At 48.4% G+C, this 25633-nt stretch carries 26 protein-coding genes and 1 pseudogene; 17 read left to right on the top strand and 10 right to left on the bottom strand.

Annotated elements, in window-relative coordinates; genetic code table 11:
* Positions 1-108: 108 nt before the first annotated feature.
* Complete coding sequence (locus tag R2K26_RS13225; protein ID WP_316522389.1) at positions 109-1488, bottom strand: cellulase family glycosylhydrolase; 1380 nt, start codon at positions 1486-1488, stop codon at positions 109-111.
* 13 nt (positions 1489-1501) lie between these two features.
* A complete protein-coding gene (locus R2K26_RS13220; protein WP_316522385.1) occupies positions 1502-2950 on the bottom strand; it encodes an MFS transporter in 1449 nt (482 codons plus the stop codon).
* Between the two features lie 106 nt (positions 2951-3056).
* Here R2K26_RS13220 and R2K26_RS13215 point away from each other — a divergent pair, with 106 nt between their 5' ends.
* The 16 genes from R2K26_RS13215 (at position 3057) to R2K26_RS13140 (ending at position 18007) form a co-directional block, all read left to right on the top strand.
* Complete coding sequence (locus R2K26_RS13215; protein ID WP_316522381.1) at positions 3057-4217, top strand: AraC family transcriptional regulator; 1161 nt, start codon at positions 3057-3059, stop codon at positions 4215-4217.
* 181 nt (positions 4218-4398) lie between these two features.
* Positions 4399-4878: a hypothetical protein gene (locus tag R2K26_RS13210; RefSeq protein WP_316522378.1), complete on the top strand. Its 480-nt coding sequence runs from the start codon at positions 4399-4401 to the stop codon at positions 4876-4878.
* Positions 4879-5019: 141 nt separating this feature from the next.
* Positions 5020-5979, top strand: coding sequence for an RHS repeat-associated core domain-containing protein (locus R2K26_RS13205; RefSeq protein ID WP_316522373.1), 960 nt, complete (start codon positions 5020-5022; stop codon positions 5977-5979).
* A 16-nt stretch (positions 5980-5995) separates the two neighbouring features.
* Entirely contained in the window at positions 5996-6433 is a 438-nt protein-coding gene (locus tag R2K26_RS13200) for a hypothetical protein (protein ID WP_316522367.1), read from the top strand.
* 221 nt (positions 6434-6654) lie between these two features.
* On the top strand, positions 6655-7245 hold the full coding sequence (locus R2K26_RS13195; protein ID WP_316522365.1) for a hypothetical protein: 591 nt from the start codon (positions 6655-6657) through the stop codon (positions 7243-7245).
* Entirely contained in the window at positions 7163-7561 is a 399-nt protein-coding gene (locus R2K26_RS13190) for a helix-turn-helix transcriptional regulator (protein WP_316522362.1), read from the top strand. Before R2K26_RS13195 ends, R2K26_RS13190 begins: the two co-directional genes overlap by 83 nt.
* Before the next feature lie 37 nt (positions 7562-7598).
* On the top strand, positions 7599-8312 hold the full coding sequence (locus tag R2K26_RS13185) for a LytTR family DNA-binding domain-containing protein (RefSeq protein WP_316522359.1): 714 nt from the start codon (positions 7599-7601) through the stop codon (positions 8310-8312).
* Positions 8312-9607 (top strand): GHKL domain-containing protein, encoded by a 1296-nt coding sequence (locus tag R2K26_RS13180; protein WP_316522357.1) that lies wholly within the window; start codon positions 8312-8314, stop codon positions 9605-9607. The genes R2K26_RS13185 and R2K26_RS13180 overlap by 1 nt, the downstream gene beginning before the upstream one ends.
* A gap of 261 nt (positions 9608-9868) precedes the next feature.
* Positions 9869-11056 carry a hypothetical protein gene (locus tag R2K26_RS13175; RefSeq protein ID WP_316522351.1) on the top strand — a complete coding sequence of 396 codons (1188 nt, stop codon included), beginning with the start codon at positions 9869-9871 and terminating at the stop codon, positions 11054-11056.
* 12 nt (positions 11057-11068) lie between these two features.
* Positions 11069-11740 carry an ABC transporter ATP-binding protein gene (locus tag R2K26_RS13170; RefSeq protein WP_316522349.1) on the top strand — a complete coding sequence of 224 codons (672 nt, stop codon included), beginning with the start codon at positions 11069-11071 and terminating at the stop codon, positions 11738-11740.
* A complete protein-coding gene (locus R2K26_RS13165; protein ID WP_316522343.1) occupies positions 11734-13665 on the top strand; it encodes an FtsX-like permease family protein in 1932 nt (643 codons plus the stop codon). Before R2K26_RS13170 ends, R2K26_RS13165 begins: the two co-directional genes overlap by 7 nt.
* Before the next feature lie 133 nt (positions 13666-13798).
* Positions 13799-15097: an extracellular solute-binding protein gene (locus R2K26_RS13160; RefSeq protein ID WP_316522338.1), complete on the top strand. Its 1299-nt coding sequence runs from the start codon at positions 13799-13801 to the stop codon at positions 15095-15097.
* Between the two features lie 23 nt (positions 15098-15120).
* Positions 15121-15975 carry a sugar ABC transporter permease gene (locus tag R2K26_RS13155; RefSeq protein WP_316522334.1) on the top strand — a complete coding sequence of 285 codons (855 nt, stop codon included), beginning with the start codon at positions 15121-15123 and terminating at the stop codon, positions 15973-15975.
* A 9-nt stretch (positions 15976-15984) separates the two neighbouring features.
* On the top strand, positions 15985-16857 hold the full coding sequence (locus tag R2K26_RS13150) for a carbohydrate ABC transporter permease (protein ID WP_316522331.1): 873 nt from the start codon (positions 15985-15987) through the stop codon (positions 16855-16857).
* Positions 16858-16864: 7 nt separating this feature from the next.
* Complete coding sequence (locus tag R2K26_RS13145; protein WP_316522328.1) at positions 16865-17266, top strand: hypothetical protein; 402 nt, start codon at positions 16865-16867, stop codon at positions 17264-17266.
* Between the two features lie 81 nt (positions 17267-17347).
* Positions 17348-18007, top strand: coding sequence for a hypothetical protein (locus tag R2K26_RS13140; RefSeq protein ID WP_316522325.1), 660 nt, complete (start codon positions 17348-17350; stop codon positions 18005-18007).
* Positions 18008-18144: 137 nt separating this feature from the next.
* Here R2K26_RS13140 and R2K26_RS13135 read toward each other — a convergent pair.
* A pseudogene (locus tag R2K26_RS13135) lies at positions 18145-18249 on the bottom strand (IS1 family transposase); the annotation flags it as partial.
* A 124-nt stretch (positions 18250-18373) separates the two neighbouring features.
* Here R2K26_RS13135 and R2K26_RS13130 point away from each other — a divergent pair.
* Complete coding sequence (locus tag R2K26_RS13130; RefSeq protein WP_316522322.1) at positions 18374-19087, top strand: LytTR family transcriptional regulator DNA-binding domain-containing protein; 714 nt, start codon at positions 18374-18376, stop codon at positions 19085-19087.
* Between the two features lie 109 nt (positions 19088-19196).
* Here the strand turns inward: R2K26_RS13130 and R2K26_RS13125 are convergent, their stop codons facing one another.
* The 7 genes from R2K26_RS13125 to R2K26_RS13095 all read right to left on the bottom strand — a co-directional run bounded on the left by R2K26_RS13125 (position 19197) and on the right by R2K26_RS13095 (position 25631).
* Complete coding sequence (locus tag R2K26_RS13125; protein ID WP_177645584.1) at positions 19197-19829, bottom strand: hypothetical protein; 633 nt, start codon at positions 19827-19829, stop codon at positions 19197-19199.
* Positions 19804-20457: an ATP-binding cassette domain-containing protein gene (locus R2K26_RS13120; protein ID WP_316522318.1), complete on the bottom strand. Its 654-nt coding sequence runs from the start codon at positions 20455-20457 to the stop codon at positions 19804-19806. Before R2K26_RS13120 ends, R2K26_RS13125 begins: the two co-directional genes overlap by 26 nt.
* A gap of 22 nt (positions 20458-20479) precedes the next feature.
* Positions 20480-21337, bottom strand: a complete 858-nt coding sequence (locus tag R2K26_RS13115; protein WP_316522314.1) for a hypothetical protein — start codon at positions 21335-21337, stop codon at positions 20480-20482.
* Positions 21327-22211 carry a hypothetical protein gene (locus R2K26_RS13110; RefSeq protein WP_316522311.1) on the bottom strand — a complete coding sequence of 295 codons (885 nt, stop codon included), beginning with the start codon at positions 22209-22211 and terminating at the stop codon, positions 21327-21329. Before R2K26_RS13110 ends, R2K26_RS13115 begins: the two co-directional genes overlap by 11 nt.
* A gap of 13 nt (positions 22212-22224) precedes the next feature.
* On the bottom strand, positions 22225-23058 hold the full coding sequence (locus tag R2K26_RS13105; protein ID WP_316522307.1) for a hypothetical protein: 834 nt from the start codon (positions 23056-23058) through the stop codon (positions 22225-22227).
* Between the two features lie 138 nt (positions 23059-23196).
* Entirely contained in the window at positions 23197-23655 is a 459-nt protein-coding gene (locus R2K26_RS13100) for a hypothetical protein (protein ID WP_316522302.1), read from the bottom strand.
* 260 nt (positions 23656-23915) lie between these two features.
* Entirely contained in the window at positions 23916-25631 is a 1716-nt protein-coding gene (locus R2K26_RS13095) for a CHAP domain-containing protein (protein ID WP_316522299.1), read from the bottom strand.
* Positions 25632-25633 lie beyond the last annotated feature (2 nt).

The following is a 25633-nucleotide window of genomic DNA, read 5'->3' as shown; positions in this document are numbered from 1 at the left end:
CGGGCACCGCCCTGGCAGTTCCAAAAGAGCCTGGGACGGTCGATGTCAATGCCCACCGGCTCAAAGAGAAATTCGGTTTTCAGTCTGATGGCTTTCATACCCTATACCTCAGCGGATGGCCAGGCTCACCGGACCGGCGGGTGCCTGGATCCGGCAAATATACCTGCCGTCGCCCAGCGGCTCCAGGCTGGTGGACAGCTCCTGCGGGCAGACAAATTCCCTGGGCTCAAAAGGCAGGTAGAGTCTGCTCTCGCCGCCATCGCTGTCGAAGTCCATGGCGTATTCTCTGGCCCGTCTGTCGTAATGGTACTTCCGGAGCGTTCCGGCGGTCTCCATGGGATAGGCCCGGCACAGGGCAGAGAAGTTGGGGTCCTCCTCCATGCCGGGGTGGTACTCGCAGTAGGCGCTGCCCCACAGGTTGCGCTCAATAATACTGTTCATATGGTCGATGAGGTCGTTGGTGAACTCTCTGGATGGGAACGCGCCCCATTCCGCCGCGATGGTCGGCAGGCCAAGCCGCTCCTGGGTCTGGCGCTTGCCGGCGTAGAGCCGCTCCACGTTTTCCTTACTGAATGCCTCGTAGCGGTCGGAATCCACCACCGAGTCATAGCCGTGGGGGGCGTAGATCTGCGGGCCGTTTGTCAGGCGCCCGATGCCGGTGGGCACGTCGGTACTGCAATAGATGTTCCCCCCGGTGACGATGGCCTTCCCGCTGTGGGGACGGATGGCCTTCTTCATGCGGCGGTAGAAATCCATCAGCACGGTGCGGTCAAATTCCAGAAAGCGCTCCGACACCAGCGCCATAAACTCCCCGGCCTGCTCGGGCGGGATGGTTTCCGGGTGGTTCATGTCAAAGGCCGGGTACTTCTCCATCATTTTCATGGTGGCCGCGCCGAAGGATTCCCGGGCGAGGCTGCCCATAAAAGGCTCGTTCATGGGCTCAAAGCCGATGATGTTTCCGCAGCCATCCAGGGCCTCCGCGATTTTCCCCCACATAGCGGCATAGTGGTCCAGCAGGCCCACGCCGTCCGAAGCCGGTTTGTTTGCCCAGAAATTGTCCGCCGCCCGGATGATAGCGTCGCTTTGCAGGTAGGCCTCGTACCAGAGCTTACAGTGCTCCGGGTGGGGCAGGCCCTCGTCCAGGCATGCCCAGTCAGGCGCGCCGTCGATGAACTTCTGGGCAAACAGGTCCTGGTGCATGTCAAGCAGAATGTAGATGCCATTTTCCTCCGCTAGGTTCACAATATCCTTCACTTTCCGGAGATACTCCATATCCACCTGCCCCGGCTCCGGCTCCGCGCCGTCCCAGAAGATGCCGAAGCGCAGCAGGTTGAAGCCGGAACGCCTGAAGTAGCCGAAAACTTTCTCAAATCCCGGATAGAAGTGGTTGTTCTCCCTTTGCCTTTGCAAAACATTCAGGCCGTGGAGGATGACCTCCTTACCGCTCTCGTTTATAAAACGTGTACCTTTTAGTGTAAGCTTTTCCATGGTTCCCTCTCCTTTATTTTTTATTCCGCGCCTTGATTTCCGCCTGTTCCTTTGCAATGATTTTTTCCACATTGAGGAACAGGAGCAGCCCGATTACGATGATGCCTGTAACAATCTCTACACCAAAAAAGCAACCGGTAATGACGTTCTGGGTTGCGGCGTTTTGCGTGGCCGCTATGGTCTCTCCACCTGCGAGCACCGGGGCAACATAGCCGCTTGCTGACAGCAGCAGATTGAATACCCCGCTGGAAAGCCCAAAGCACAGGGTGAGGATCACCGACTGGATGGAGGCCGAGAAACCGTCCACCCGGTGGCCGCACTTCCACTCCATGTGGTCCAGCACGTCGGCCATCAGCGCCGCGAACACATAGGCGCAGGGCAGGCCGCCTATGTTCTTAATGAACTGTCCCACCAGGACCACGGCCATGTTCTGCGGGGACAGGATGCAGATGATCCCTCCCAGGATGTACAGCACAAAACCCGCCAAGGTGGTGTTCCGCTTTCCAAAGCGCTTGGCCAGGGGCCACACGGCGAAAATGCCGATACCCATGGGGATGCCTCCAATGACAGACACCATGGTCTGGGTGACGCCGTCGTTATAACTGCCCAGCACATAGTTGCAGTAGTAGATCAGCGAGATGTTCTTGATGTTGCTGCCGAAGGTATAGACGAAAAAGTAGAGCACGATCACCACCCAGTTCCGGTCGGTGAGCACGGCCTTCAGCTGCGACCGCACCGGCACCTTCTGCTCTGCCCGGTTGGCGGCCTCCTCGGATATGCGTTCCCGGGTGAAGAAATATTCCACCAGGATCAGCGGCAGCGCCAGCAGGGAGATCACGCTCATCACGGCGATCCACCTGGCCTGGTCTACCCCCAGCGCCGGGAGCACCACCATGGGGAATACCAGCGCTACGATAATGCCGGAGATCATCACCGAGGCCACATTGTTGAATACGGAAAGGCTCCCTCTCTGCTCCAGGTTCCGGGTGGACAGGGGCACCATCAGGCCGTGGCTCATGCTGTAGATGGTGAAAGCAAAGGAATAGAACAGATTATAGGACAGCATGACCCACACCACCTGGACTGTGGTCCCCGCCCGGGGCACCGTGAACAGCAGTACGCCGGTCACGGCTACCAGCGGCGCGGACAGTAACAGCCAGGGCCGGGCCTTGCCGCCTTTGGTGCGGGTACGGTCGATGATCTGCCCCATAATGAGGTTCGTCACCGCGTCGATAGCCTTGCTGATGATGGGGAACAGGGCCAGGAACGATCCGCCCCATACGCCGGTAAGGTTCAGCACATCGGTGTAGTACACGTTCAGGTAGGAACCCAGCACCGCGTTGAGCAGCAGCGCCCCCGCCGGCCCCACCAGGTAGCCCAGCCATTTCTCCTTTGGGCTCACGGCATCGCCTGTGATTTTGCTTTTAGGCAGCCAGCCCCATTTTTCTTTGGCGGATTCCATATCAAGCGCCTCCTTCTGTCATTTATCATACAGGAAACGCCGGAAATTGTCTTGTAATTTTGTCGGTTTTAAGGTAAAATTGTAACAGATTTTTCAGGAGGCAGTTATGGACTACAACTATCTTGCGGAGTCTCTTGCCGCTCTGGCCGGGGTGCCGGTGCGTATCTACCGAGACGGCCGCTTTCTGAGCCTGCACCACACCCGATTCAAGCCGGACTTCGCCATAACCGAGGAGGAAAATATCTTCAAAATCGCCGGCGACGTGGGCTATTATATGGATCCGAACTTCCTGTACTACGGGCTGTTCCGCATAAGAGGGGAGGATATTGCTCTGGTCATCGGTCCGGTGTCCCCGTCCCCGGTAAGCAGGAAACTTGCCCGGAAAATTCTGGCCCGCATGGGCGAGCCGGTGAGCCGCACCCAGGAGGTGCTGGACTACTTTTCGGTTATGCCCGCCTACCCTCTGCGGAACTTTTTGCAGATCCTATGCACCATCCAATATTTCATTAACGGGGAGAAGGTAAGCGTGTCCAGCTTCCTGCTGGACGAGGAGAACCCGCCGAAACTCCCGGCCTTTTATGCCCCGGATATGCCCGCGCCGGAGCATTTCATGCACAACACCCTGGAGCTGGAGGAGCGGCTGCTGTCCAACGTGGAGCATGGCCGGGCGGATGAGATCGAAAAGCTGTTTCAGCGCCCGGCGGAGGGCCGGGCCGGAAGCATGGCCGACAGCGCCCTGCGGCAGGAGAAGAACCTGATCATCTGCACGGCGACTTTGGTTTCCCGGGCCGCTATCAGGGGCGGGCTGGACGCGGAAACGGCCTTTTCCCTCAGTGACGATTTCATACAGAAGGCCGAGCTTCTGGACAACTTTGAGGCTCTGACCAGGCTGAATGCCCGTATGGTGCTGGAGTTTGCCCGCCGCGTGGAGGATGTTCGCTGCGGCACGAGCGGCTCCGTGTTCATCCGACGCGCCAGGGAGTACATCTTGACCAACCTCAGCGAGCCCATCACTACCGCGGTTCTGGCGAAAGCCCTGGGCATGAACCGTACCCACCTGTGTGAGCGCTTTGTCCGGGAGACCGGTATGACGGTCAACGCCTTTGTCACCGCCGTTAAGATGGATGAGGCCAAGCGGCTGCTGGCGGTCACGAAGAAATCCGCGGTAGAGATTGCGGAATATCTGGGATATTCCTCCCAGAGCTACTTTGTGAAGGTGTTCAAGAAAATACATGGGGTGACTCCGGGGGAATTTCGGAATGGGTAGCCTATAATTTGCTATATAATGCAGCGGATCGCTATAATATAGAATGGCGCAATTTAAAGGAAAGAACAGGAACTGTAGATTTGAATGAAGATGATCGGGTGCGTTTAATTCCCTATACGGTGGCTTCAATCGTATACAGAATAGCGTATGACATTCCACAATGGATTTACGGAGGAACGAGATGAGAAAGCGCGAAATATGTAAATATCTTGGATTTGTGATTGTATTCTTAGTAGAACAATTACTTGTCGGTGTGAATTTCATAGATACGATGTTTACTGGTGCTTTGTCATTACCGTTTAATTCTCAAATTAAATCTGTTGCTCAAAGCACGGTGTATTTTCGGACTGTAATTTATGCAGGAGCAGTTCCAGCAATTTTAAGCTATCTTATTTATAGAAAAGGGCATTATGTAGTTAAAATTGTACACACTGGAGTAGGCACTTTGCTATATGCTTCGTGGTATATGTATCTGTACTTTACCTGTGAAATTTATATGTCGGATACATTATATCCGGGAGTATTTACGGTATTTATTGCGCCCTATCAGATTGTGGGATTAGTAGTTTTAATTGTTATTTACGTAAGCTTGTATTTCTATAAAAAAAGAAAACTCAAAGACAACGATCAAAGAAATCAAGCAAACATAAGGAGTTGCTAAATGAACCGAACCATAATGATATGTTTATCGGTTCTGCTGCTGGTTTTGGGACTGTCCGCCTGTGCGCAGGCGGACAGCAAAGCTGTCAAACACATATAAATACGACGTGACGGTCTGCGCCTTGAAAAAACGGCGGGCGGCGTGACAACGCAGTATCAGTATGTGAACGGGCAGCTGTTAGGCGAAAAACGCTCGAACGGCGTGATTTTGCGGTATACTTACGATGCACTCGGTGTGCTGAGCGGCATCCAGTATAAAAACGCGGCAGGCGTTACAACAAACTACATCGTCCGCTGCACCCTTTCCGGCGTCGTGGATCAGATTTACGACACCAAGGGCAACCTGCTTGCGCGGTACATCTACGACACATGGGGCAACACACTCTCCGTTACCGATGCAAGCGGCAAAGCCATAACCGACCCGCTCCACATAGCCAGCATCAACCCTATCCGCTACCGAGGGTATTACTTCGATGCGGAGACGGGACTGTATTATGTATCCAGCCGTTATTACGATTCGAAAACATATCGATGGATTAATGCGGATAATGTGATTGCCGGTGTTGGTGGAGATGTTCGTGGTTATAACCTTTTCTCTTATTGCATGAATAATCCGGTGAATATGAGAGATCACACTGGTCATTGGCCGCAACGACTAAAAAAAACTGTGAGTGCAGTCAAGACTGCGCTATCATTGGTTGCAAATATAATAAAAGCAAGCTCTAATAGCTTGCCTCCAAAAGGAAAACCCGGTTCAAGTCAAACTTTGCCAAATCCAGATGGAACACCAAAACAGAAGCGATGGTATGGACCAGATGGAAATCCCGAAAGGGATAGGGACTATAATCATCCAGGGAATATGCCTTTTCCACACGATCACAAATGGGGAGAAAATGGAAGAGAGAAAGAACATCTTCCACCTGATCCTTCTTACAAAATGAATTGGGAACCAGTAATTGGAGTAGGATTGGTTGTCATATGCGCCGTGAGTATAATAGCTGTTGCTGCTGATGATGTTACAGGCATAGGGGTTGCGGATGATTTCCTTTTTGGACCACTTAGTGCTGGTGTGGGCGAAGGGCTAATTATGATTCTTGGATAACCAAAGGAGAGAACATATGTGGAATGAAATTGCAAACGAAAAAGATTTAGGTAACTTTATGAATATGATATATGGGTTTCACGATAGTTGCTTAAAAGAACTTAAGTATATTAGCGGTGCGTATGTAAACGAAAAATTGAGTATGTTCCCAGTTAATAAGCAAAGAATATTGAGTATGATTATTCAACGACAGTTTGAAAACTTATCTGTGATTGAAATGCAATTTATAGGACTAAAGTATTTAAACTTATTTCCAAATGACGAAAACTATACATGTGAAATACTTGATGCAACTATGATTTTTAAAGAAGATTGTATTTATTGGTGCGATTGTGGTGGGTTATCATTAAAGGAAATAGAAAGCTATACGGGTACTACAATATGTGCATCAAAAGTTCGTTGGAGAGTTGTGAATGAGTATATTGGTCCAAATGAAATTTATGTGACAATTTAGAATTAAATCAAAAAGCACAAGAATTAAAAGAGGTTTCAGAAAGTTTCTGAAAAGTGTCGTAATATCCGTTTAGGCAAGTTTTGTCAGGTGCTTATAATAGTAGTTTGTGAGGATTTGATCGTTAATTAACACGCGTGGTTACACAGTTGCTAAGTAATTTTGTAGTTCTAGCGGCGAGAACGATTCAGTACGGGTATGCGCAGACCGGTTGGAAAGATCTGATGACGTCCTACAACGGTCAGAGCATTACGTATGATGAGATCGGCAATCCGCTGACCTACCGCGACGGCATGACGATGACGTGGACGGGGCGGCAGCTGACAAGCCTGACGCAGAACGGCAAGCAGAACACATATAAATACGACGTTGACGGTCTGCGCCTTGAAAAAACGGCGGGCGGCGTGACAACACAGTATCAGTATGTGAACGGGCAGCTGTTGGGCGAAAAACGCTCGAACGGCGTGATTTTGCGGTATACTTACGATGCACTCGGTGTGCTGAGCGGCATCCAGTATAAAAACGCGGCAGGCGTTACAACAAACTACATCGTCCGCTGCACCCTTTCCGGCGACGTGGATCAGATTTACGACACCAAGGGCAACCTGCTTGCGCGGTACATCTACGACACATGGGGCAATACGCTCTCCGTTACCGATGCAAGCGGCAAAGCCATTACTGATGCAAACCACATCGCAAACATCAACCCCATCCGCTACCGCGGCTACTACTATGATGCAGAAACCAGGCTGTATTATTTGCAGTCGAGATATTATGAATTTAAATATGAAAGAAATTGGGAAAAGAATATCTGACAGACGAAAGAAGTTAGGGATAAAGCAAAATATTTTGGCAGAAAAACTGGATATTTCAAACAATCATATGTCTGGAATTGAAAACGGAAAGGCAACTCCCAGTGTCGCGCTATTTGTGAAAATTTGCGATGAACTTAATGTGACACCTGATTTTTTGCTGCTGGGGAGTATGCATTCAAATCGAGTTTCAAAGGATGCTTCTGACTTGTTGCAAAAGTGCTCAGATCAAGAAATAGAGATGATTATGCAGCTTGTGCAACATTTTGTAGAGTTGAGAGAACAGAAAGTAGAAAGTGACAAAATCTCCAAGTCATGATATAATCAAATATCATGTAGGAGGAAGGTATGTAGCTTTGCGAATTCTTTTTTGTGATGATGATTCGAAAATTTTAGCTCAACTTCAGAAATACGTTTGCGAATATTTTGAAAAGGGAAAGCTGAAACGTCCGGAGATGAAAGTGTATGTAAGCGGCGAAGAACTACTCAAAGCAGAACAAAAGGCAGATATTGCGTTTTTGGATGTTGAAATGCCGGGACGAAGCGGAATTTATGTTGGGGCAGAATTAATGAAAAGAAACCCTAGAACAAAAATCGTTATTGTGACGTCCTATCCGGATTATTTAGACGAAGCTATGCGTTTCCGTGTTTTTCGTTACCTTTCTAAACCAATTAATAAAAATCGACTTTTTGAGAATTTAAAGGATGCTATATATCAATATAATATCGAAAGTATTCGTATCCCAGTTGAAACAAAGGATGGAGTGGTAACACTTTCATCAGAAGATATTATTTGTTTTGAAGGGCAAAAGAGGGTAACGAAAATTTGTACGGTAGACGGTGAGGTGATTTCAGTAAAAGGAATCCAATCCTGGCAAGAAGAACTCAAAATTCCTAGCTTTTATGCTTCATATCGAAATTATATTGTCAATATGAAGTATGTAGCATCATTTAGTAAAGATATAATTAAATTGAAATATAAGGATATGGAAATTAATGCATATTTAGCAAGTCGGCGATATTCCGAATTTAAAAACAAGTATCTTGTGTATATGGAGGGCATGCAGTGATGTGGGCTTTAATCTGTTATGCATTTGTTTTTATTTCTGAAGGTTTTACAGCTTGGATATATTTTGAACAAGTATTCAAGCGTAAAAGCAAACTTAGAATATTGCTTGTTTCATTTTTAATAGGATACTTCGCGTTATTCGTAATATCTCAGATAGAAGATGTGCTTATCAATTTGCTTTCTTTTTTTGTTATAAATTGTGTTTTACTTTTTTTGAATTTTACTTGCAAAAAATGGATAGGGTTTCTCCAAATTGGATATTTAACATCTGTTATGGGGGGGACTGAGATTTTAGCTGCAGTATTGTTATCACTAATTTCTCATGATTTTGGTGCATATCGTTATGATCTTCCGGTAATGATTGCTTTTGCGGTCTTGGGAAGACTTTTATATTTCTTTGCGATGCAAATAGGTGTGCATATTACTAAGCCAACCAGAAGTATTATTGATGGAAGCATGGTTCTTTTACTTGCCATACTACCAATTGTGTCAGCGATTATTGTTACAACAATTGTTTATATCGGAATGACAACGAAGATAGAGCCGGTCACTGGTGTTTTAATGATTGTTAGCGTTCTTGCTTTATTGCTAGTTAACATTTCGGTAACTGTTGTTTATAATCATATACAAAAAATATATAATGATCGTTTGAAGTTGGAATTAATTGCTCAGAAAGCTGAAATAAATACAAAAAACTATAAAATACTGGAAGAGCATTACGATCATCAGCGTGTTTTAATACATGATATACGCGGCCATATGCAGGTAATGAAAGGTCTTCTTGAATCAAAAAATTACAGTGAACTTGAAGATTATCTTTCAGGCATGGAACAGGATCCAGCATTACAAAAAATTGTTCGATGGAGTGATAACTCTGTTTTAAATGTGATTTTAATTCATCATGCTGCTATTTGCAAGTCATTAGGAATTGATATTAGTTTTGATATTCGACAGCATTCAGTAGATTTTATATCAGCTTATGATATTACAGCAATTTTTGATAACCTGCTTACTAATGCTGAGGAGGCAGCAAAAAATACCAGTGAGAAATATATTAAACTTTCTGCTACGCAGCAAGGGGAAACTGGAGTGTTGATTACGGTTATTAATTCTTGTAATTCTGCTCCGGATATGGATGAAGATGGAAATATAAAAACGAAGAAAAAAGATAAAGAACACCACGGTGTAGGTCTAAAAAGTGTCAAACAAGCGGTACAGCGTTATCACGGAGTATCGAGAATGTATTATAGCAATGAGGAAAATAGATTTCACAGTGTGATTCATTTGACCAAATAAAACTCATAGTATTTAATGAACAGCTCAAGAATCTGATTGAAATGTCGGATTCTTGAGCTGTTTTTCTGCTTTAAGTCACTATTAGATATATAAGCAAAAATTGAAGCTGTGAGTTTGGGTGCAAATATTCATCAATACGTAATTTCATGTTTTGTTTTTGTCATTTTGTGTATTAGATATTGACTTAATATGAATTCATTATATAATTAAGTCATAGATTATAACGGATATGTGGCTAATTTTTGTGGAGGATATATGCTGATGTTTGTACAAGTGAAGTATCAACTGCGCAGTCGCGGGCGGAGCGTGCTGGTTTTGTGCATTGCGGCGCTGCTTGCGGCCTGCATGGCGTTTTACGTGGGGAATATCGGCGTGAACAAGGCAGCGCTGCAAAGCCTTTCGGACTCCGTGCCGGTGACAGTGCGCATCACGAGCCGAAACGGCGCGAAAACCGCGGGGCTGAACATTGAGGCGAAGCCGTTTGACCACTTGACAGAGGCGGGCGTGCACGATGTGCGATGCACCGCCGTGGCGGCCGGGGCGTTCAGCCCGGAGGTGCGCGCGCAGGAGATGTTCCTCGGCGGCGACACGATCGTGCGCGCGGGGAATTCGCTTGAGGCGCTGGAGCTTTCGGCAGACAATCTGCATTTTGCGGACGGCCAAAGCGCGGCGTTTTTGAGCGGCGACAGCGCGCAGTGCGTCATCGGCGAGGATTACGCGGAGCGAACGGGATTGCACCCGGGCGATACGCTTTCGCTTGAGATTTACACGGTGCGGCAGTCCATGAACGGCACGATCTACCAGATGATCGGCAACGCGGCACTTGAGATCATCGGCACGCACAGCGCGCCCGGCGGTGCGGACGTGATTTTGCCAGTCAATTTCCTGCGCACAGAAGCAGAAACTGCGGGCGTATCGTTTTTGTACGATTCGTGCAGCGCGCTTGTAGTCGACAGCACGCATTTGAAGGACTTTAAAGCCGAAATGCAGAAATATTTTATGGACATTAACCCGAGTGCGGAGGACCCGAACGCGGGCGACGCGCTCTCCGTGGAGGACGAGCTATTTGTGAAAACGGCGAGCCGCCTGCGGCAGAACATCGCGCTGTTCCAAAGCATGCTCGTGCCGTTTTTTGCGCTTATCATTGGGCTTGTGGTGCTGACGACATTCCTGACCATGCGCAGCACACGGCGGGATATGGCCATTGCGCGCTCGCTCGGCGTATCAAAATGGCGGTGCGCCGCGCCGAATTTCATCAGCACAGTGCTCTTGGATATGCTTGGCTGCGCGGTGATTTTGCCGATTTTGAGCGCGGCTTTGCACATTCCGGCACTTTCCGCGCACGCGATCTTCGGGCTGTTCACGCTTTGTGCGGCGCTGGGCACGGCTGCGGCCTTGCTGTGCCTGCTGCGGTTCGACACACTGACGCTATTGACACAGGTTGATTAAGGGGGAGCATGTATGAACGTATTGGCAGCGGAAAATGTGAGCTATACCTACCAGAGCAAATACCAGAAGGTGCAGGCGTTAAAAAATGTCTCCTGCACGTTTGAGGCGGGAAAATTTTATGCCATCGTCGGGCAGTCTGGCAGCGGCAAAACGACGCTGCTTTCCATGCTGGCGGGCCTCGGTACGCCGAGCGATGGCGAGATCATCGCGAACGGAAAGACGCTGAAAGAAATCGGCAGCGAACGGCACCGGCGCGAAAATGTGACGGTGATCTACCAATCTTTCAACTTATTCCCAACATTGAACATTTTAGAGAACGTCATGTACCCGATGCAAATTTCAAAGAAGCCGACGAAAGAGGCGAAAGTGCGCGCAAAGGAGCTTTTAAATTCGGTCGGCCTTGGAGACGTTGACCCGCGAAAGCTGCCGGCGATGCTCTCGGGCGGTCAGCAGCAGCGCGTTGCCATCGCGCGGGCGCTGGCGTCCGACGCGAAAGTCATCCTCGCGGATGAACCGACGGGCAACCTCGATACGGAGAACGGCAAGGTCGTCATTGACTTGCTCAAAAAACTCGTGCAGGATGAAAATTACTGCGTGATCGTCGTCACGCACGACCCGGGCATCGCGGCGCAGGCGGACGTCGTCTACAAAATGCAGGACGGAAGGCTGGCGGTAGAATGTTAAAGAGCCTCAAACAACTCCTTCGCACGCCTGTAAAAGCCCTCTTGTTCCTGCTGTTGCTCGCCGCGAGCACGGTTTTGCTCGTGCTCGGCGCGGGACTGCTGATCCGGACGAACGCGCGCATCGATGCGGCGGAGGGCGAATTTAAGACGGTCGGCACCGTGACGCAGAAGCCGATAAGTGAAGCGACCATGCCGGTCACGAACACGTGCTCCGACTACCTGAACACCTACACGGTGCAGACGTTTAAAGAAATTTTGTCGCCGGACATTTTGAACTTTGACGGTGCGGAGTACAAAATCGCGCCGCGGAACCGCGCGTATTATCTCTCCGTGATGCCGGAGCTGAACAACACGAACAGTCGTTACGGCTACCGCGACGAGGTGTACATTTTGGAGTTCACGCCGCTTGCGGTGAACGACGGCAAGACGACCGTGCGCGTGACGAATGTGCTCTATAAGCACGAAACCACGCCGTATTTTCCACCGATGCAGGTCGGCAACGAAATTGAGATCTGCGCGCATTTTGCGGAGGAAAAGCCGACATTTGAACTCGGAAAAACATACATTGCAACGGTCGTCGAGAATATCGTGGTGAGCGCGCAAGGCGAAAAAACGGAATACGCGTTTCTCTCCATGCCGTACACGACGCAGTACAGTGCGGACGGCATGCCGATGCAGAGCGATGCGCTCGCCGGGGCGCACGCGGTCTATGAAGAAGACGGCGTGTGGAAAAGCGTTGTGCCCGCAACGTATTATTACCCCGGGTATCACGTGCCCGTCGGTGCAGAAGAAGTGACGGACGGGTTCTACGATAGCCCGCGCGGGAAGATCTGGCTGAATTGGGTCGCCGTGAACGAGCAGGCGGAGCACCTGTTCCCGGTGCTGCCGGTGGAAGATCTTGAGCTTTTGACGACGTTCCATGAGCAGCAGGTGACCATCACGAATGGGCGAGAGATTACGGAAGAAGAATTTAAAAGCGGCGCGCGGGTGTGCATGCTGCCGCAGGACCTTGCGCAGAAAAATTTGCTGAATGTCGGCGATACCGTCACGGTGCCGCTCAACATGGCGCTGTACGGCACGCCGCCGAGCTACTCCGAATGGACGACGTACTGCAATGTGTTCAGTCCCTTGAACGCCGAGGGCGAGCCGTATGCATCGTTTTGGCAGGCGGAATATGAAATCGTCGGGCTGTATAAGCCGATGAAAGACCGCATCGCGGAGCGCCCGGACATCGCCTCCTGGATGCTCATTCTGCCGAAAAATTCGATTGACGCGAGCGACGAAGACAACATCGCGTATTACAGCCCGATGAACAGCGTGACGACTTCATTCATGCTGCCAAACGGCACGATCGAGTCGTTCGACGCGGCGCTGCGTGTGGCCGTGCCGGAGACAAGCGAGCTCACGATCACCTATGACGATAACGGCTACGGAGACCTTATGACGAGCTTAAATAACGCGCGGATGTCTGCGGTGCTGCTGTTTGCGGGCGGCTTGATCGCGGTCGTGGGCATTGTGGTTTTGTTGCTCTACTTCTTTATCGTCAAGCAGAAAAAGCGCACGGCGATCGAGCGGAGTTTGGGCATGAGCAAGGCGCAGTGCCGCGTATCGCTGATGGCGGGGATTTTGGTTTTGGCGTTGGTAGCGTCTGTCATCGGCGTCGGCATCGGTGCAGTTCTGCTGCAAAGCGATGTGCTGACGGATACGGCACAGTCGGAGACGGAGGAGATCGACACCACGTTCAGCATTTGGGCGAAGGGCCAGACGGAAGTCATGGAGCCGGAAACGGACGCGACGGTGCCGGTCGCGGTGTATGTATTCATCCCAGTGTGCTTGCTTGTGTTCATCTTTTTGCTTTCGCTGGTACTTGTGAACCGAAATTTGAAAACGGAGCCCATCCTGCTTTTGAGCGGGAAAGGGGAGTGAAATCATAAAATGCATTCTAAAACATCTAATTGCTTAAAATATAGCATATAAACTGGCTATCGAACCGCGGATAGCCAGTTTATCATATGAATTTTTAGCGCCACAAATTTGTGACTTTATGGAGACAATATAAATGAAAAATAAGATTATAAGCATACTAGTAGCTATTAATTTGCTTTGCCTTGCGGGCTGTGCTTCAAATGCGGATGATATTTACAGCGAAAATATGGCGGCGACGCCGGAGCCGAGCGTTTCTGCAGAAAGCACGGAAAGTGAAGACGCGAATACACTTTCCGGCACATGGACGCTGGTGTGCCCGCAGTATTCCGCCGTGCATTACGAGCGGTTCAGCGGGCTGTTCGCGGAGGAAATTCCCGGCGTGACGGTGGAGACGGTGACGTACCCAGAGAACGGCTACCGCGAAAAGGTGCAGCTTGCGCTGGTGGGCGGCGAGGAGATCGATTTGCTGGACACACAGCTTTTATCTGTGCGCGACCTTGCAAACAGCGGGCTGGTGCGTGACCTCGGCGTGTTTTACGACAATAATGCGCAAGAAGATTATGTAAACATGGTGGACACATACCGCGTGGACGGAAAACTTTATGAAATGCCGGTCACGGTGTTGCCGATGGCGGTGTGGACGGACAAGAAAATGACAGAGTCGCTCGGTGTAGAGTTGCCGGAAACGTTGAGCTTTTCCACGCTGAATGACTGGACGCAGCAAGCAGAAAAAGGCTCGGAATACTACATGATCAAAGAGTATCCCAAGGCTTCTGCGGTCATGAACGAGCTTTCCGCGTTCTTGGATTTTGATGAGAAAACGGCGCGCTTCGACACACCGGAATGTGTGCAGCTTTTAGAAAATATGTACGATTTTGCGTTTGCGCCGGACAGCGACTACACGACTTCGGGTTCGGACAATTTCAGCGATTATTTTGCGGTGTATAACAGCGTGCCGAGACCGTCTCTCGCGTTCCCGGTGGGGTACCCGAAAGAGACGGTGAACGACCCAAAACCGTTTGCACTCGAAAATGGCGACGTGTTATTGGAAAAATTCTGCACGCTTGCGATCCCGACGGAAAGTAAAAACGCTGAAAACGCGTGGACGTATATCGATTTTGTAACGGGCGACCTCACGGAGTATATCGATAACGTCACGGCGTGGTCGTATAGCATCAATCGCGCCTATGACCGCAATTTGACGGTATTGATGCTGCAGCGGCAGTTTAATTTCACAGAGGAAGAAGCCGAGAGCGCGCTCGAAAACTTTGATGCGATTATGGAAAAATATAATGCAATCCCGACGATCGATGACCGCTTGTATGCGTCCTTGTACGAAACGGTGAATGCGTACCTAACAGCGGACAAAGCGCCCGCGGAGGAAACGGCGGCGAAATTACAGGCGAGTGCAGAGCAGTATTTTGCGGAGTGACACAGCCCGAAAGGGGAGAGAACATGAAGAAGAATCGAAAAATCTACTGGTTGTTTTTGGCGCCGAGTTTGCTCGGTGTTGCGGTGTTTTACTGCGTTCCGTTTCTCTATGCGGCGTATTATGCGGTGATCGACAACATCGGCTCCGGGCAATTTGTGGGGCTGCAAAATTTTATCGACGTGCTGCAAAACGAGCTTTTCCGCACGGCGGCGAAAAATACGCTGATCTTCATGGCGCTGACGGTGCCGCTCGGCATGGCTTTGGCGCTTTTGACGGCGCTTTGCTTGCGGAAGATCAGCCGCGGGCGGCAGCTTTTATCGCTGTGCCTATTATTACCGCTTGTGGTGCCGAGCGGCACGGGCGCGTATTTTTGGAAGATCTTATTCGACCAAAACGGGCTTTTGATCCGCACGCTGGTGCTGTTTGGCGTGCCGCATGAATCGCTGATACAATTAAACGGGCGCATGGCGATTTTGGTATTCGTGTTTTTGTGGAAGACCGTGAGTTACAACACAATTCTGTTTTGGTCGGGACTCAACTGGATCCCGAAGACGTATTACGAGCAGATGGCGCTGGAGGGCGGCGGACACTTGGCACAGTTTCGGCAGGTGACGTGGATATACCTTGCGCCGACGACGTTCGTGGTGTTTTTGATGTCGGTCGTCAACGCGTTTAAGGTGTTCAAAGAAATTTACATGCTGTTCGGCGCATACCCGGGACCGGATATTTACATGCTCCAGCACTACATGAACAATCTGTTCGCGGCGCTCAACCTGCCGCGGCTTTCGAGCATTGCGTACATTCTATTCGTGTGCATCGGCGCAGTGCTGCTCGTGGTGTTCCGTTTGCAAAAGCGCGTTTCGGACGCGCTGGAATAGGGGGCGAGCATGAAAAAATATTCTATTCCTTCCTACATGTTTTTGGCTTTACTCGCAGGTGTAGCGATATTTCCGGTGCTGTTTGTCATTTCCAACTCATTTATGAGCAGTGCGGAGATCATCAGTCGGTATTCGGCGGAGATTTTGCCCGCAAACGAAGCGGATTTCGCTTCGCGTGGTGTGCATTTTGTGCGTGTGGGACTTCTCCCCGAACGGTTCGATTTAGGGCAGTACCGCGAGCTGTTTTTGAAAAGTCCGGGGTACCTGAGAATGTTCTGGAATTCCGTTGCAATCGTGATCCCGGTTTTGCTTGGGCAAACGATTTTGGCGCCGCTGACGGCGTATGGTTTTGAGCGTGTCATGTGGAAGCACAAGGAAGCACTGTTTCTTGTGTACATCGTCATCATGCTGATGCCGGCGCAGCTTTTGCTTGTGCCGAACTTCGTGGTGGCGGGTTGGCTGCATATTCGGGACAATGTGCTCGCGATTATATTACCGGCGGTGTTTCACCCGCTTGGCGTGGTGCTCATTCGGCAGCAGTTAAAAAATTTTCCGACCTCCTGCATAGAAGCTGCAGCGCTGGACGGCGCGGGGGCGTACCAAACGTACAGACTGATCGTGTGGCCAAATTTGTCCTCGGTCGTGGCGGCGTTGACCGTTTTGCTCTTTGCGGATAACTGGAATATCGTCGACCAAGCGGTGGTGTTTATTCGCAAAACGTATGAAAACCCGCTTTCCGTGTACCTTGCGAACGTGGTGTCGGAAGCGCCGGGCATATTCTTTGCGGTCTCTGTGTTTTATCTTATACCGGCGCTGCTGGTGTTTTTCCTCGGGCAGGATCATTTGATCGAGGGCGTTGTGCTCTCTGAGCTGAAAGTGTAGGTGCAAAATGAAGCGAAAAGTGAAGTTGCGCGTGAAAATCTTTTGCGCGCTCGGCGCGGTATATTTTCTGTTTGTGCTGTGCATGACGGTCTACGCACAGACCACGCACATAAACGCATTACCTACCGTAACGCTGATGCGTGTGGAAGACGGCGTTGTGCCGCGCGAAGCCGTTTATGGTAATCGGCAGAGAGGCTACCGCGTTTACACCGTAAAGCAGGAGGACGGCGCGTTCGGCAAGGCGTATTTTTTGCATGTTGTGGAATCGGAAAAGATCTTTTCGACCGAGCAGGAAGGCAAAGTGCTCATCGGTGCATTGCGCCGAGAAACGAACCCCGTGGCGTTTGAGATACATTTATCTGAAAATGAAATGCCGTATGGGGGCATGGAGGTGAAAATCGTGGGGTAGAAGTGGCAATTATAGATAAAACAATTCCTCTTAAGTGATCATAGCGTTCAGGCAGTCATATATGCCCAGCCTGTTCATTATTTGGAAAACGGAGAATGGAAAGATATCGACAATTCGCTGCAATATGAAGGTAAAGCCTTTGAAGATGCGGCGGGATATACAAATGCGGCAAATGATTTTCAGGTTCGTTTTGCGGAACAAACGCTTCAGGATGAATTTATTTCGATTCAGCAAGGCGAATATAAATTGGATTGGAAATATGTAGGGGCAACTGATGAAGTTACGCCAACTCCTACTTCTGTTCCTACTCCTGAGCCTACGGAAGAACCTGAATCCGAAATGCCGACGGAAAATGATGCGGAGAATAGCGCGTCTGATCAGCCGTCCGACGAGGAGGAACCGGCTGATACAGACGAAGAAACTACTGCGGATCCTTTACTTGAGGATCAACAGACGATAAATGCTGCGGATGATGAAGCAACTGCTGTAACAGAAACAGACACCGACAAAATTGAATCATCCGAGACGGAATTCACAGACGAGTCTGCGTCATCAGAAATGCCGACGGCAGAACCGAGTTTTACACCGGAGCCAACGGAAACTCCAAACCCGGTGGCCTCTCCGGAGCCGATGGAGACACTACGCCCGGAAAGCTCGCCGAAACCAAGTGGACCTCCGCTGCTTTTAAGCCGTATTACAATATTGGATGAGCCTGCGTTAATGATGGTTGTTTTTCTCTAAAAGTATTAAAAACGCTTGGCCTACAAAAAAGCTTGATTTGGATTTGCTAATTATGGACTAAATCAACAAAATAATCAATTCGCGCAAAAATACGTACAAACTCAAAGAAGAATGATAATATGAAGCTAAAAGCCGCCCCTCTTGCAGAGATACTTCTGATACCCATCGGGATCTTTGCCGTAACGATAAAATGAATGATCGTTGTTGCATTTTGGACACTGAATGTGATATGATTTCATCATGAGAACCCTTTTCCTTTTTGGGAGATATGTGTTTTGTGGTGAAACCATTATGCCAGAAGGTCTGAGTGGTTCTCAACTTTCATTTAAATTTACAATACGATCGGTGCGGACGGGAGGTATAATCATGTTTCGTTTAGCACTTTGCGGAAAAAACTGCGAACTATTGGAAAAAATAAAATCTCATATTCAAAGCTTTGTAGAAACATATAAAAATGAAACCAAGTGTATTTCGATTGAACAGTATAAGCAATTAGCATCGCTTCGTGATGATATGGTAGATGGAATTCACTTCGATATTCTTATGGTCGAAATTGATGCTCATCCACATGAAGATTTTCGTTTACTTTCGGAAATACGAAAAACCGCTACGGACACTATCGTCATTCTCTTTTCAAAGTTTCTCGACTATGATTTTACTCGGCTGGGGTATCAGGTAGGCGCATTTCGGTATCTATCCACACACAATTTGTTTTCGGATCTGCCGGAAGCACTTTGCACTGCACTGGAAATTTCCTCTAAAAAGCAAAAAGGATACTACACGTTTTCTCATTATTCGGAAATTATCCGAATTCCATTAGATAATGTCTTATACGTAAAGCGAGTTAATCGTATAACCATGATCAAAGCAAAGAACGGCAATTTTCATCTTCAATTACCGTTAAAAGAGATTTATAAAGAAATAAATGACAGTAGATTTTTATTTATAGACAGAAGCTGCTTTGTAAATATAGATCATGTGACTTGCTTTGCTGATGCAGAAGTTAAGTTGGATAATCAAGAGAGCCTACCGATCAGTCACTCAAACTTTACTGCCATTAGAAGCGTATTACTATATTAAAATGCCTAATAAATACATCAACACGTAGGATAAACTTCTTATTTCATATTCCATATAAAACCGCCCGCTATGTATCTAATTTTGATACATGAGCAGGCGGTTTTTATTTTTACGGCATCGGAAGAACCATACGCACGCATTTTTTCACTGGGTACAAGCTGACATTTAGGTACATAACGATTTGCTCTTTTCCGGCTTGTTCCTCAAGGTAAGTCACGCCATCTGCACGGCCGGATGTTGGGTAGACCATATAAAGAGAAGCTTCCGTTCCGGGCATCACAGAGATGCCATCTGCTTTTGAGTTAAGATCCGGGTTTGCGATTTTCATATAGATTTCACTCTTATTGAAGTAAGCGGACTGCGCTTCATTCAAAAGGTTAAAATCGCGGATAAAAACGCCGCCGTCCGTATTGTTTTCATTTTTGAAATCAACGGTCAGCAGAACCACGTCATGCTGTGTGTTTTCTGCAAGATAATCGACAGGCTTGCCGAATCGCTGCATAAAATCTTCGTAACGCACTACTTCCGCTTCGCGAACACGAACAGAATACCCATTGGTATTTTCTTCTTTTGAGTAGAAAAAATCACCGTTTAGGGGAATCCATTCGCCGATGCCGTATTCCTGCGTTTCAAATGAATAGGCTGTTGCATTAACGTACCAGATGCGCCATGCACAAAGCACCAATGCAACGGACAAAAGAATGACCGAAAGCGTTTTACTCACTCTTATCTTGCGTTTCATACGGCGTTACACGTCCTTCCCGTACAAGGTAAATTTCATCGGACAGCTCACGCAGAACAGAAAAATCATGGCATGCCAGAATAACCAATGCGCCCCGCTGTTTTTGCTCAAGAAGCAGATCTCTCACCATTTCTATGCCGTCTGTATCCAGTGCGTTTGTCGGCTCATCAATCAGAAGCAGCGCAGGATATTCCAAAATTGCTCCGGCAATGCCTAATCTCTGCTTCATACCGAGTGAAAACTGCTTGTATTTTCGCGGATCATCCGCGCCGAGTCCAACCTGCTCCAACACTTCGCGGATACGTTCCTCCCCGACTTTTCGGTGAATATTTGCAATCAGCTTTAAGTTCTGTGCCGCCGTATAATGATCGATAAATGCCGGGTTTTCAATCAGCATGCCAATGTCCGGTGGAAAAGAAATATCTTTTCCGAGTATCTTGCCGTCAATCGCGATCGTGCCTTCCGTCGGGCGGATCAGTCCGGCGATTAACCGCATAAGCATAGTTTTACCGGAGCCGTTCACACCGCGCAGACCGTAGATCGTACCGCTTGTAAGGGTGAGCGAGACGTCTTCAATGACGGTAATATTCTTGATCGTTTTTGTAACATGATTTATTGCGATTTCCATATAGGCTTACTCCTTTTCATGACTACGATAGGTCTGAGCCGAGAATGTCTCGATATTGGAACACAAAATACCCTATACCGATACTAAGCACAGCGAGCCATATTCCCAATAATATACCGAACGGCATGGTCAGACCGGTTGACACAAGCAGTGCGTTTCTTGCACCCATGGCATAGTTACCAAAAAACACCGGGCTTTGAATATAGGCGCCTGCGAATAAATAGCCGGCAAGTACGAAGTAGCTTTGCACCGGTTTCAAAATGAGAGATAAGATCAACTGTACCAATGCGAGTACGATCATGGTGAAGCCGGTCATTAAAAATACCGACCAAATATTCCAAGTGGTGCTGCTCGTTAGGTCGTCTACTTTCATGTAGAGCTCTCTCGAAACATACCAATTTGCCTGCATACTCGGCTTTGCTCCAAAGCATAATCCGGCAGCCGTGCTGGCCGCAAAAACGATCAGGTAGTTAACAGCGGTATTGATGACCGTCCAAACACATTTTGAAAGCCACCAGTTTCCTCTGCTGCCGGAGAGCACCATTAGCTGTTTGCCTATGCCGTTTAATTCTGCAAACGGATAATACAGAGAAGTAAACTGCATCCACAAAACGAATACGAACCACATCGTCGGCATTACGAAATCGTTTTCTGCACCGGAGATCAGGTTCACCTTGCCGCAGCCGCCAATCAATGCCAAGAAATAGTCTGCCGTTGTAACAGGAGATTCCAAATATTGCGGATCTGTGAGCTCGAAAATGCGCAGCGTCCAGAAATGGTAAATTGAAAGGAAGAAGAACATAATAAATGTAACAATCAAGCGCTTTTTAGCGTGCCCTATGCCGTAGCGCAGATCGTGATCCAAAAATTTAATAAACATCTGCGTCTTTTCCCCTTTCCAAAACAATAGCGAGCGGCAGAAGAATGAGTAATGCCATCATAATCGCATAGACTACGATAGATTGATTGGATGATGAACTGGTCATCCAAATGTAGTTTAGAACAGAGGTTTCGGTAAATGAGCGGTATACGGATGCTTTTTGCAAAGATGCGATGATATACAGCAGTACAAGATATGGTGCAAAAAGAACCACAAATTTATTTTTTTCAAAGAATGAAAGTGCAAACGGAATCGTCGCCCATGCACCGGCGAATATACCGATCATCAGCATATTCAGGAAAGCTGTGCATAACGGGTGAGCGTAGTAGAGGTTTCCGAGCAGCTTAGTTGCGCTTACTTGATAATATAAGGCAAAGTTTATATCCGGGCGATAAGCCGGCACAAGGCATGACGCAAGCAAAAAGCTAAAAAGCATCGGCAGCAAAACCGTTAAAGCCCCTGAAAGGAACGTGGAGACATATTTTCCTAAAAAGTAAGAAGCTTTTCCAAGCTGCGATGCCATAATGCGGTCGTATCCGTTCTTTTCTTCCGCAAGATAAGACCAGCTGTACGGGATAACGACAAAAACCGGCATCGTATAAAAGAAAACCATCGGCAGCGTTTCATTGGCTCGACCGCCGATCCACGAATTATAAAGAGTGTAGATTTGCAGGAAAGGGTATTCGGCAAAAGTGCCGTCTGCCTGCAAGTCTACAGTTGTAAGAGTAAGCTGTAAATTATCTTTATATGATTTATAAGCCAAAATATCATCTGCTGTTACGATTAAAAGTAAAATCAGCAGCACAAATAGAAATGATTTGCTGTGAAATAAATTGTAGAGCTCATTTTGCAGAAAGTGCCTAAGACTTTTCATGTGGGCTATCCTTTCATTTTGCTAAATCACGCAGCATAACGCCGTAAAAGATTTCTCTGCCGGGGGTGATGGCTAAGAACGGATCTTTTTGCGATAAATATACGCGGTCGATCAAAAACTCTATTGTGAAATTTTGTGTTTCGCCCGGCTGTAATTCAAAGCTCCAGTAATCGTCTCCGGGACCGTGTGGATCAAAATAGGTCTCGTATGCAGAATAATAATTTCCGACGGTTGTATACCCCTCCGGGTTGTTCTGATTCTCGGGAAGGAGATCTTCATACGCGCTAAGTACAAACATATTGGCGTTGAATTTATATTTTACGCCGTTTTTGTTTTCTGCATCAACATTCTTAAGGGATAATTCTACATGCAGTATGCACGGGTCTTCAAATTCGGACGCATAAAACTCCCAGAGCGATTTATTATCATATTTGATGTTGCTTTCGGAGTATTCTTTAATTTCAGCATCGGATACACAAAGCTCCAAGTCACCATCCCAACCGAGCCCCGGTGCATCTTCTGTTTTTGCTTCGCCTTGATTATAGTACCGACTGTGCAGCGTATAGGGTTCACCTATTTCCGCAAAAGTCCGTATAAGGGCATCGGCTTCCGGTGAGCTTATTTCCGATGAAGTTGTTTCGGATTTACTTTCTTGCGATTCATTTTCCGCCTGTGAATCACTTGGCATCGCTGATTGAGAATTTGAGCTTTCGGGTTCAATGTTTGACATAGATGATGAATTTGCCGTTTCTGCTTCACTTGATCGATCCATGGTAAAATAAATAACCGATGCACCGACCAGCAGAATAAGAATTGCAACAGTGAAAATTATAGCTTTTTTGTTCATGATATTAACTCCTGAATTGAGTTGATTTACAAGATTATATAAAAATCTACATTCAAATAGATTCAGAATTCTAAGTTTATGTAACGTATAAATAGCATGTTGCTGTGTACTTTTCAGCACACAGCAACATCTGACTATTTAGTTGAGATAGGTGTAATTGGAAGCATTGGTTGTATCTGGGCTCCAAGCAATCTTGCAGTCACCCCACGAATAGGTTGTGTCAGAATAATGACCCCGGATACGTACGTATTTTCCTATTTGAGAAACCGAAGTACCGTTTGCTCGAATTACATAAGCGGTATAGTTGTTAATCCAATACTCCGAAGCCGAAGCGGAGAGATTCGCGCTCTGTGAGCTTATGCCATATAATGTTTTGGCATAATATCCGTTATAAGGCAGTGTGTACTCCTGAGTTTTGAGATAAACCGGAGTCGCGTTCGTCTTTTTTCGGGTGGGCGTGTAGTCATACCGGGAATTGCTTTTCCAAGAATACGTGTAATAAGTGTCCTCGGTATTAGCCGCACTGGCGGAAATCGTAAATACGGATACCACCGTTACAACAGCCATCAACAACGCTAACAGTCTTTTTGGTTTCATTGAGTTTGTCACCCTTTCGCTAAAAAATATTTTTGTCTGTGGTGGCCACCACTGCTTGCAAAATCAAGTTTCAAGTTATATATAGCCGAAACCTGAATTTTCTGTCTATACAATAGCATATAGTTGACACTTATGCCGAAATATTGTCTGAATTGAGCAAAAATTATGTTTGAAGATTTCACTGCACTGTATACCTACTTGTATTGCGAAGGAACATTGCTAAATTATGTACCAGCCGCCTAACTCAGACGGCTGGTTTCCTATGGGTTCAAGATCCCATATCCAAGGATCTCATAATACCCCACGGGATATTGGTTCTGGCGGCAGGCGTCGCCGGAGTTGCCCTCGATGGTGTAGACGATGCCGTTTTCGCATTTTTCCACGATGCCGACGTGATCGGCTTCGCCGTCCTGCGGGCCGGATGCGCCGTTCGGGTCGTTCCAGTCGAAGAAAACGATCATGCCGGGAGAGGGATTAACCGAGTTATCCGCCCATTGCCCGTGGCTGCGGAACCATTCAACGCCGCCGACGCACCCGGCAAATTTCAGGGCGGTTCCCGTATCAAGATAGCCGCACTCGTTAAAACACCACGAAACAAAGCAGGCGCACCATTCCACACGGGAGTTAAATCCGTACCACGACCAATAGGGCTCACCGCCCACATTGCCGACCTGCGACAGCGCCGCCATGACGATGGCATCATCCCCGGAATAAATACCATAGAGAACAGCAGACCACAACCTGCGGTTTTCCTCGGCAAGCAGTTCGGAAAGCTGCTGTCGCTGGTCGGCGGTGAAGTTAAAATGCTCTGCCATTTCCTCGGCTGTTTTGTGGCTGACCGTGATATAGAGATAGGTGCGCGTGACCGTCGTAGTGGTTTCCACGATGTTCCCATGACCGTCGTCGGTTTCGGTGATGACTTTCTCGGTCTTGCTCTCGGTGCGGGAAGATAGCTCGTTCATCTGCCAAAAAATATCTTTGAGAATGGCTTTCTTGCTGTCGTCCACCGTGGCGACCTCCTGCGAATCATCGGGGTCGGTGGTGGTTTTTACGGCATACACCGCCAGCACCTCCGGCCACACTGCACGGGAGCCGGACATTTCCAGCTCATCGTAGGTGAGATTTGCCCTTGTGATGTCGATCTGCGACTGATAGTCGGCGTTGATCTCCTGCACGGCCTGCCGCATGGTCTGTCCCGTGCCGCTGTCCTCACCGGAGAAAAAGATGCCAAAGCAAGAGCCGACGATCAGCCCGATCACGCAAATCACAAGGATGATAACTACCGCAACCCACCCGCCTGCAGCAATAGCGGCGATCAGCGCCTTTGTTCCGGCAATGATGGCTTTGACGGCGGCAGCGGTAGCCTTGACCGCCGCCTTGATGCCTGCCGCAGTCGCTTTTGTTGCTGCACGGGCAGTCTGCGCCGCAGTTTTGGCGGCTTTTGCCGTAGCCTGTGCGGTTTTCTGTGCTGTTTTAGCCGCAGCCTGTGTCGTTTTTATGGCCGTCCGGGCGGTCTTGATGGTTTTCTGCGTGGTCTTGACCGCTGCTTTACCCGTAGATTTTGCCGTCTGTTTGATGGCCTTGCCGCTGCGGTCCACCGTCTTGATCGTCTTTTGCGTGGCATCGGCAGAGCAGCGCACCCGCCGCATGGCGTCTTGCGCCTGCTTTTTCGGTAAGTCGGTTTTTCTTTGCTGAAAATAGTCCTTTGCCTTGGAGATATTCTCCTTGGCGGTTTTTACACCCTTGCGGCCGGCCTTATCTAATCCGTGGGCGGTTTCGTGCACCGTCGTTTCCGTCCCGGTCAAAGTGCGGTCGGCGGCGTATTCTTCGGGAGAGGATTCCGCCGCAAAAACGCTGTGCTCCGCTTTGTCTTTGGTGCGGATATAGGCATTCTTCATCCGCTCGGCAGCCACCGCCGACTTGTCGATCACCTTTACCGTTTTCTTGACCGCATCTCTCGTTTTGATGTCAGACACGG

Source organism: Neglectibacter sp. CSJ-5, from assembly GCF_032490475.1.
In the GTDB taxonomy this organism is placed as follows: Bacteria; Bacillota; Clostridia; order Oscillospirales; family Acutalibacteraceae; genus Hominenteromicrobium; species Hominenteromicrobium mulieris.
Note: the sequence above shows the minus strand (reverse complement) of the source record. Positions and strands in the feature narration are given on the sequence as shown.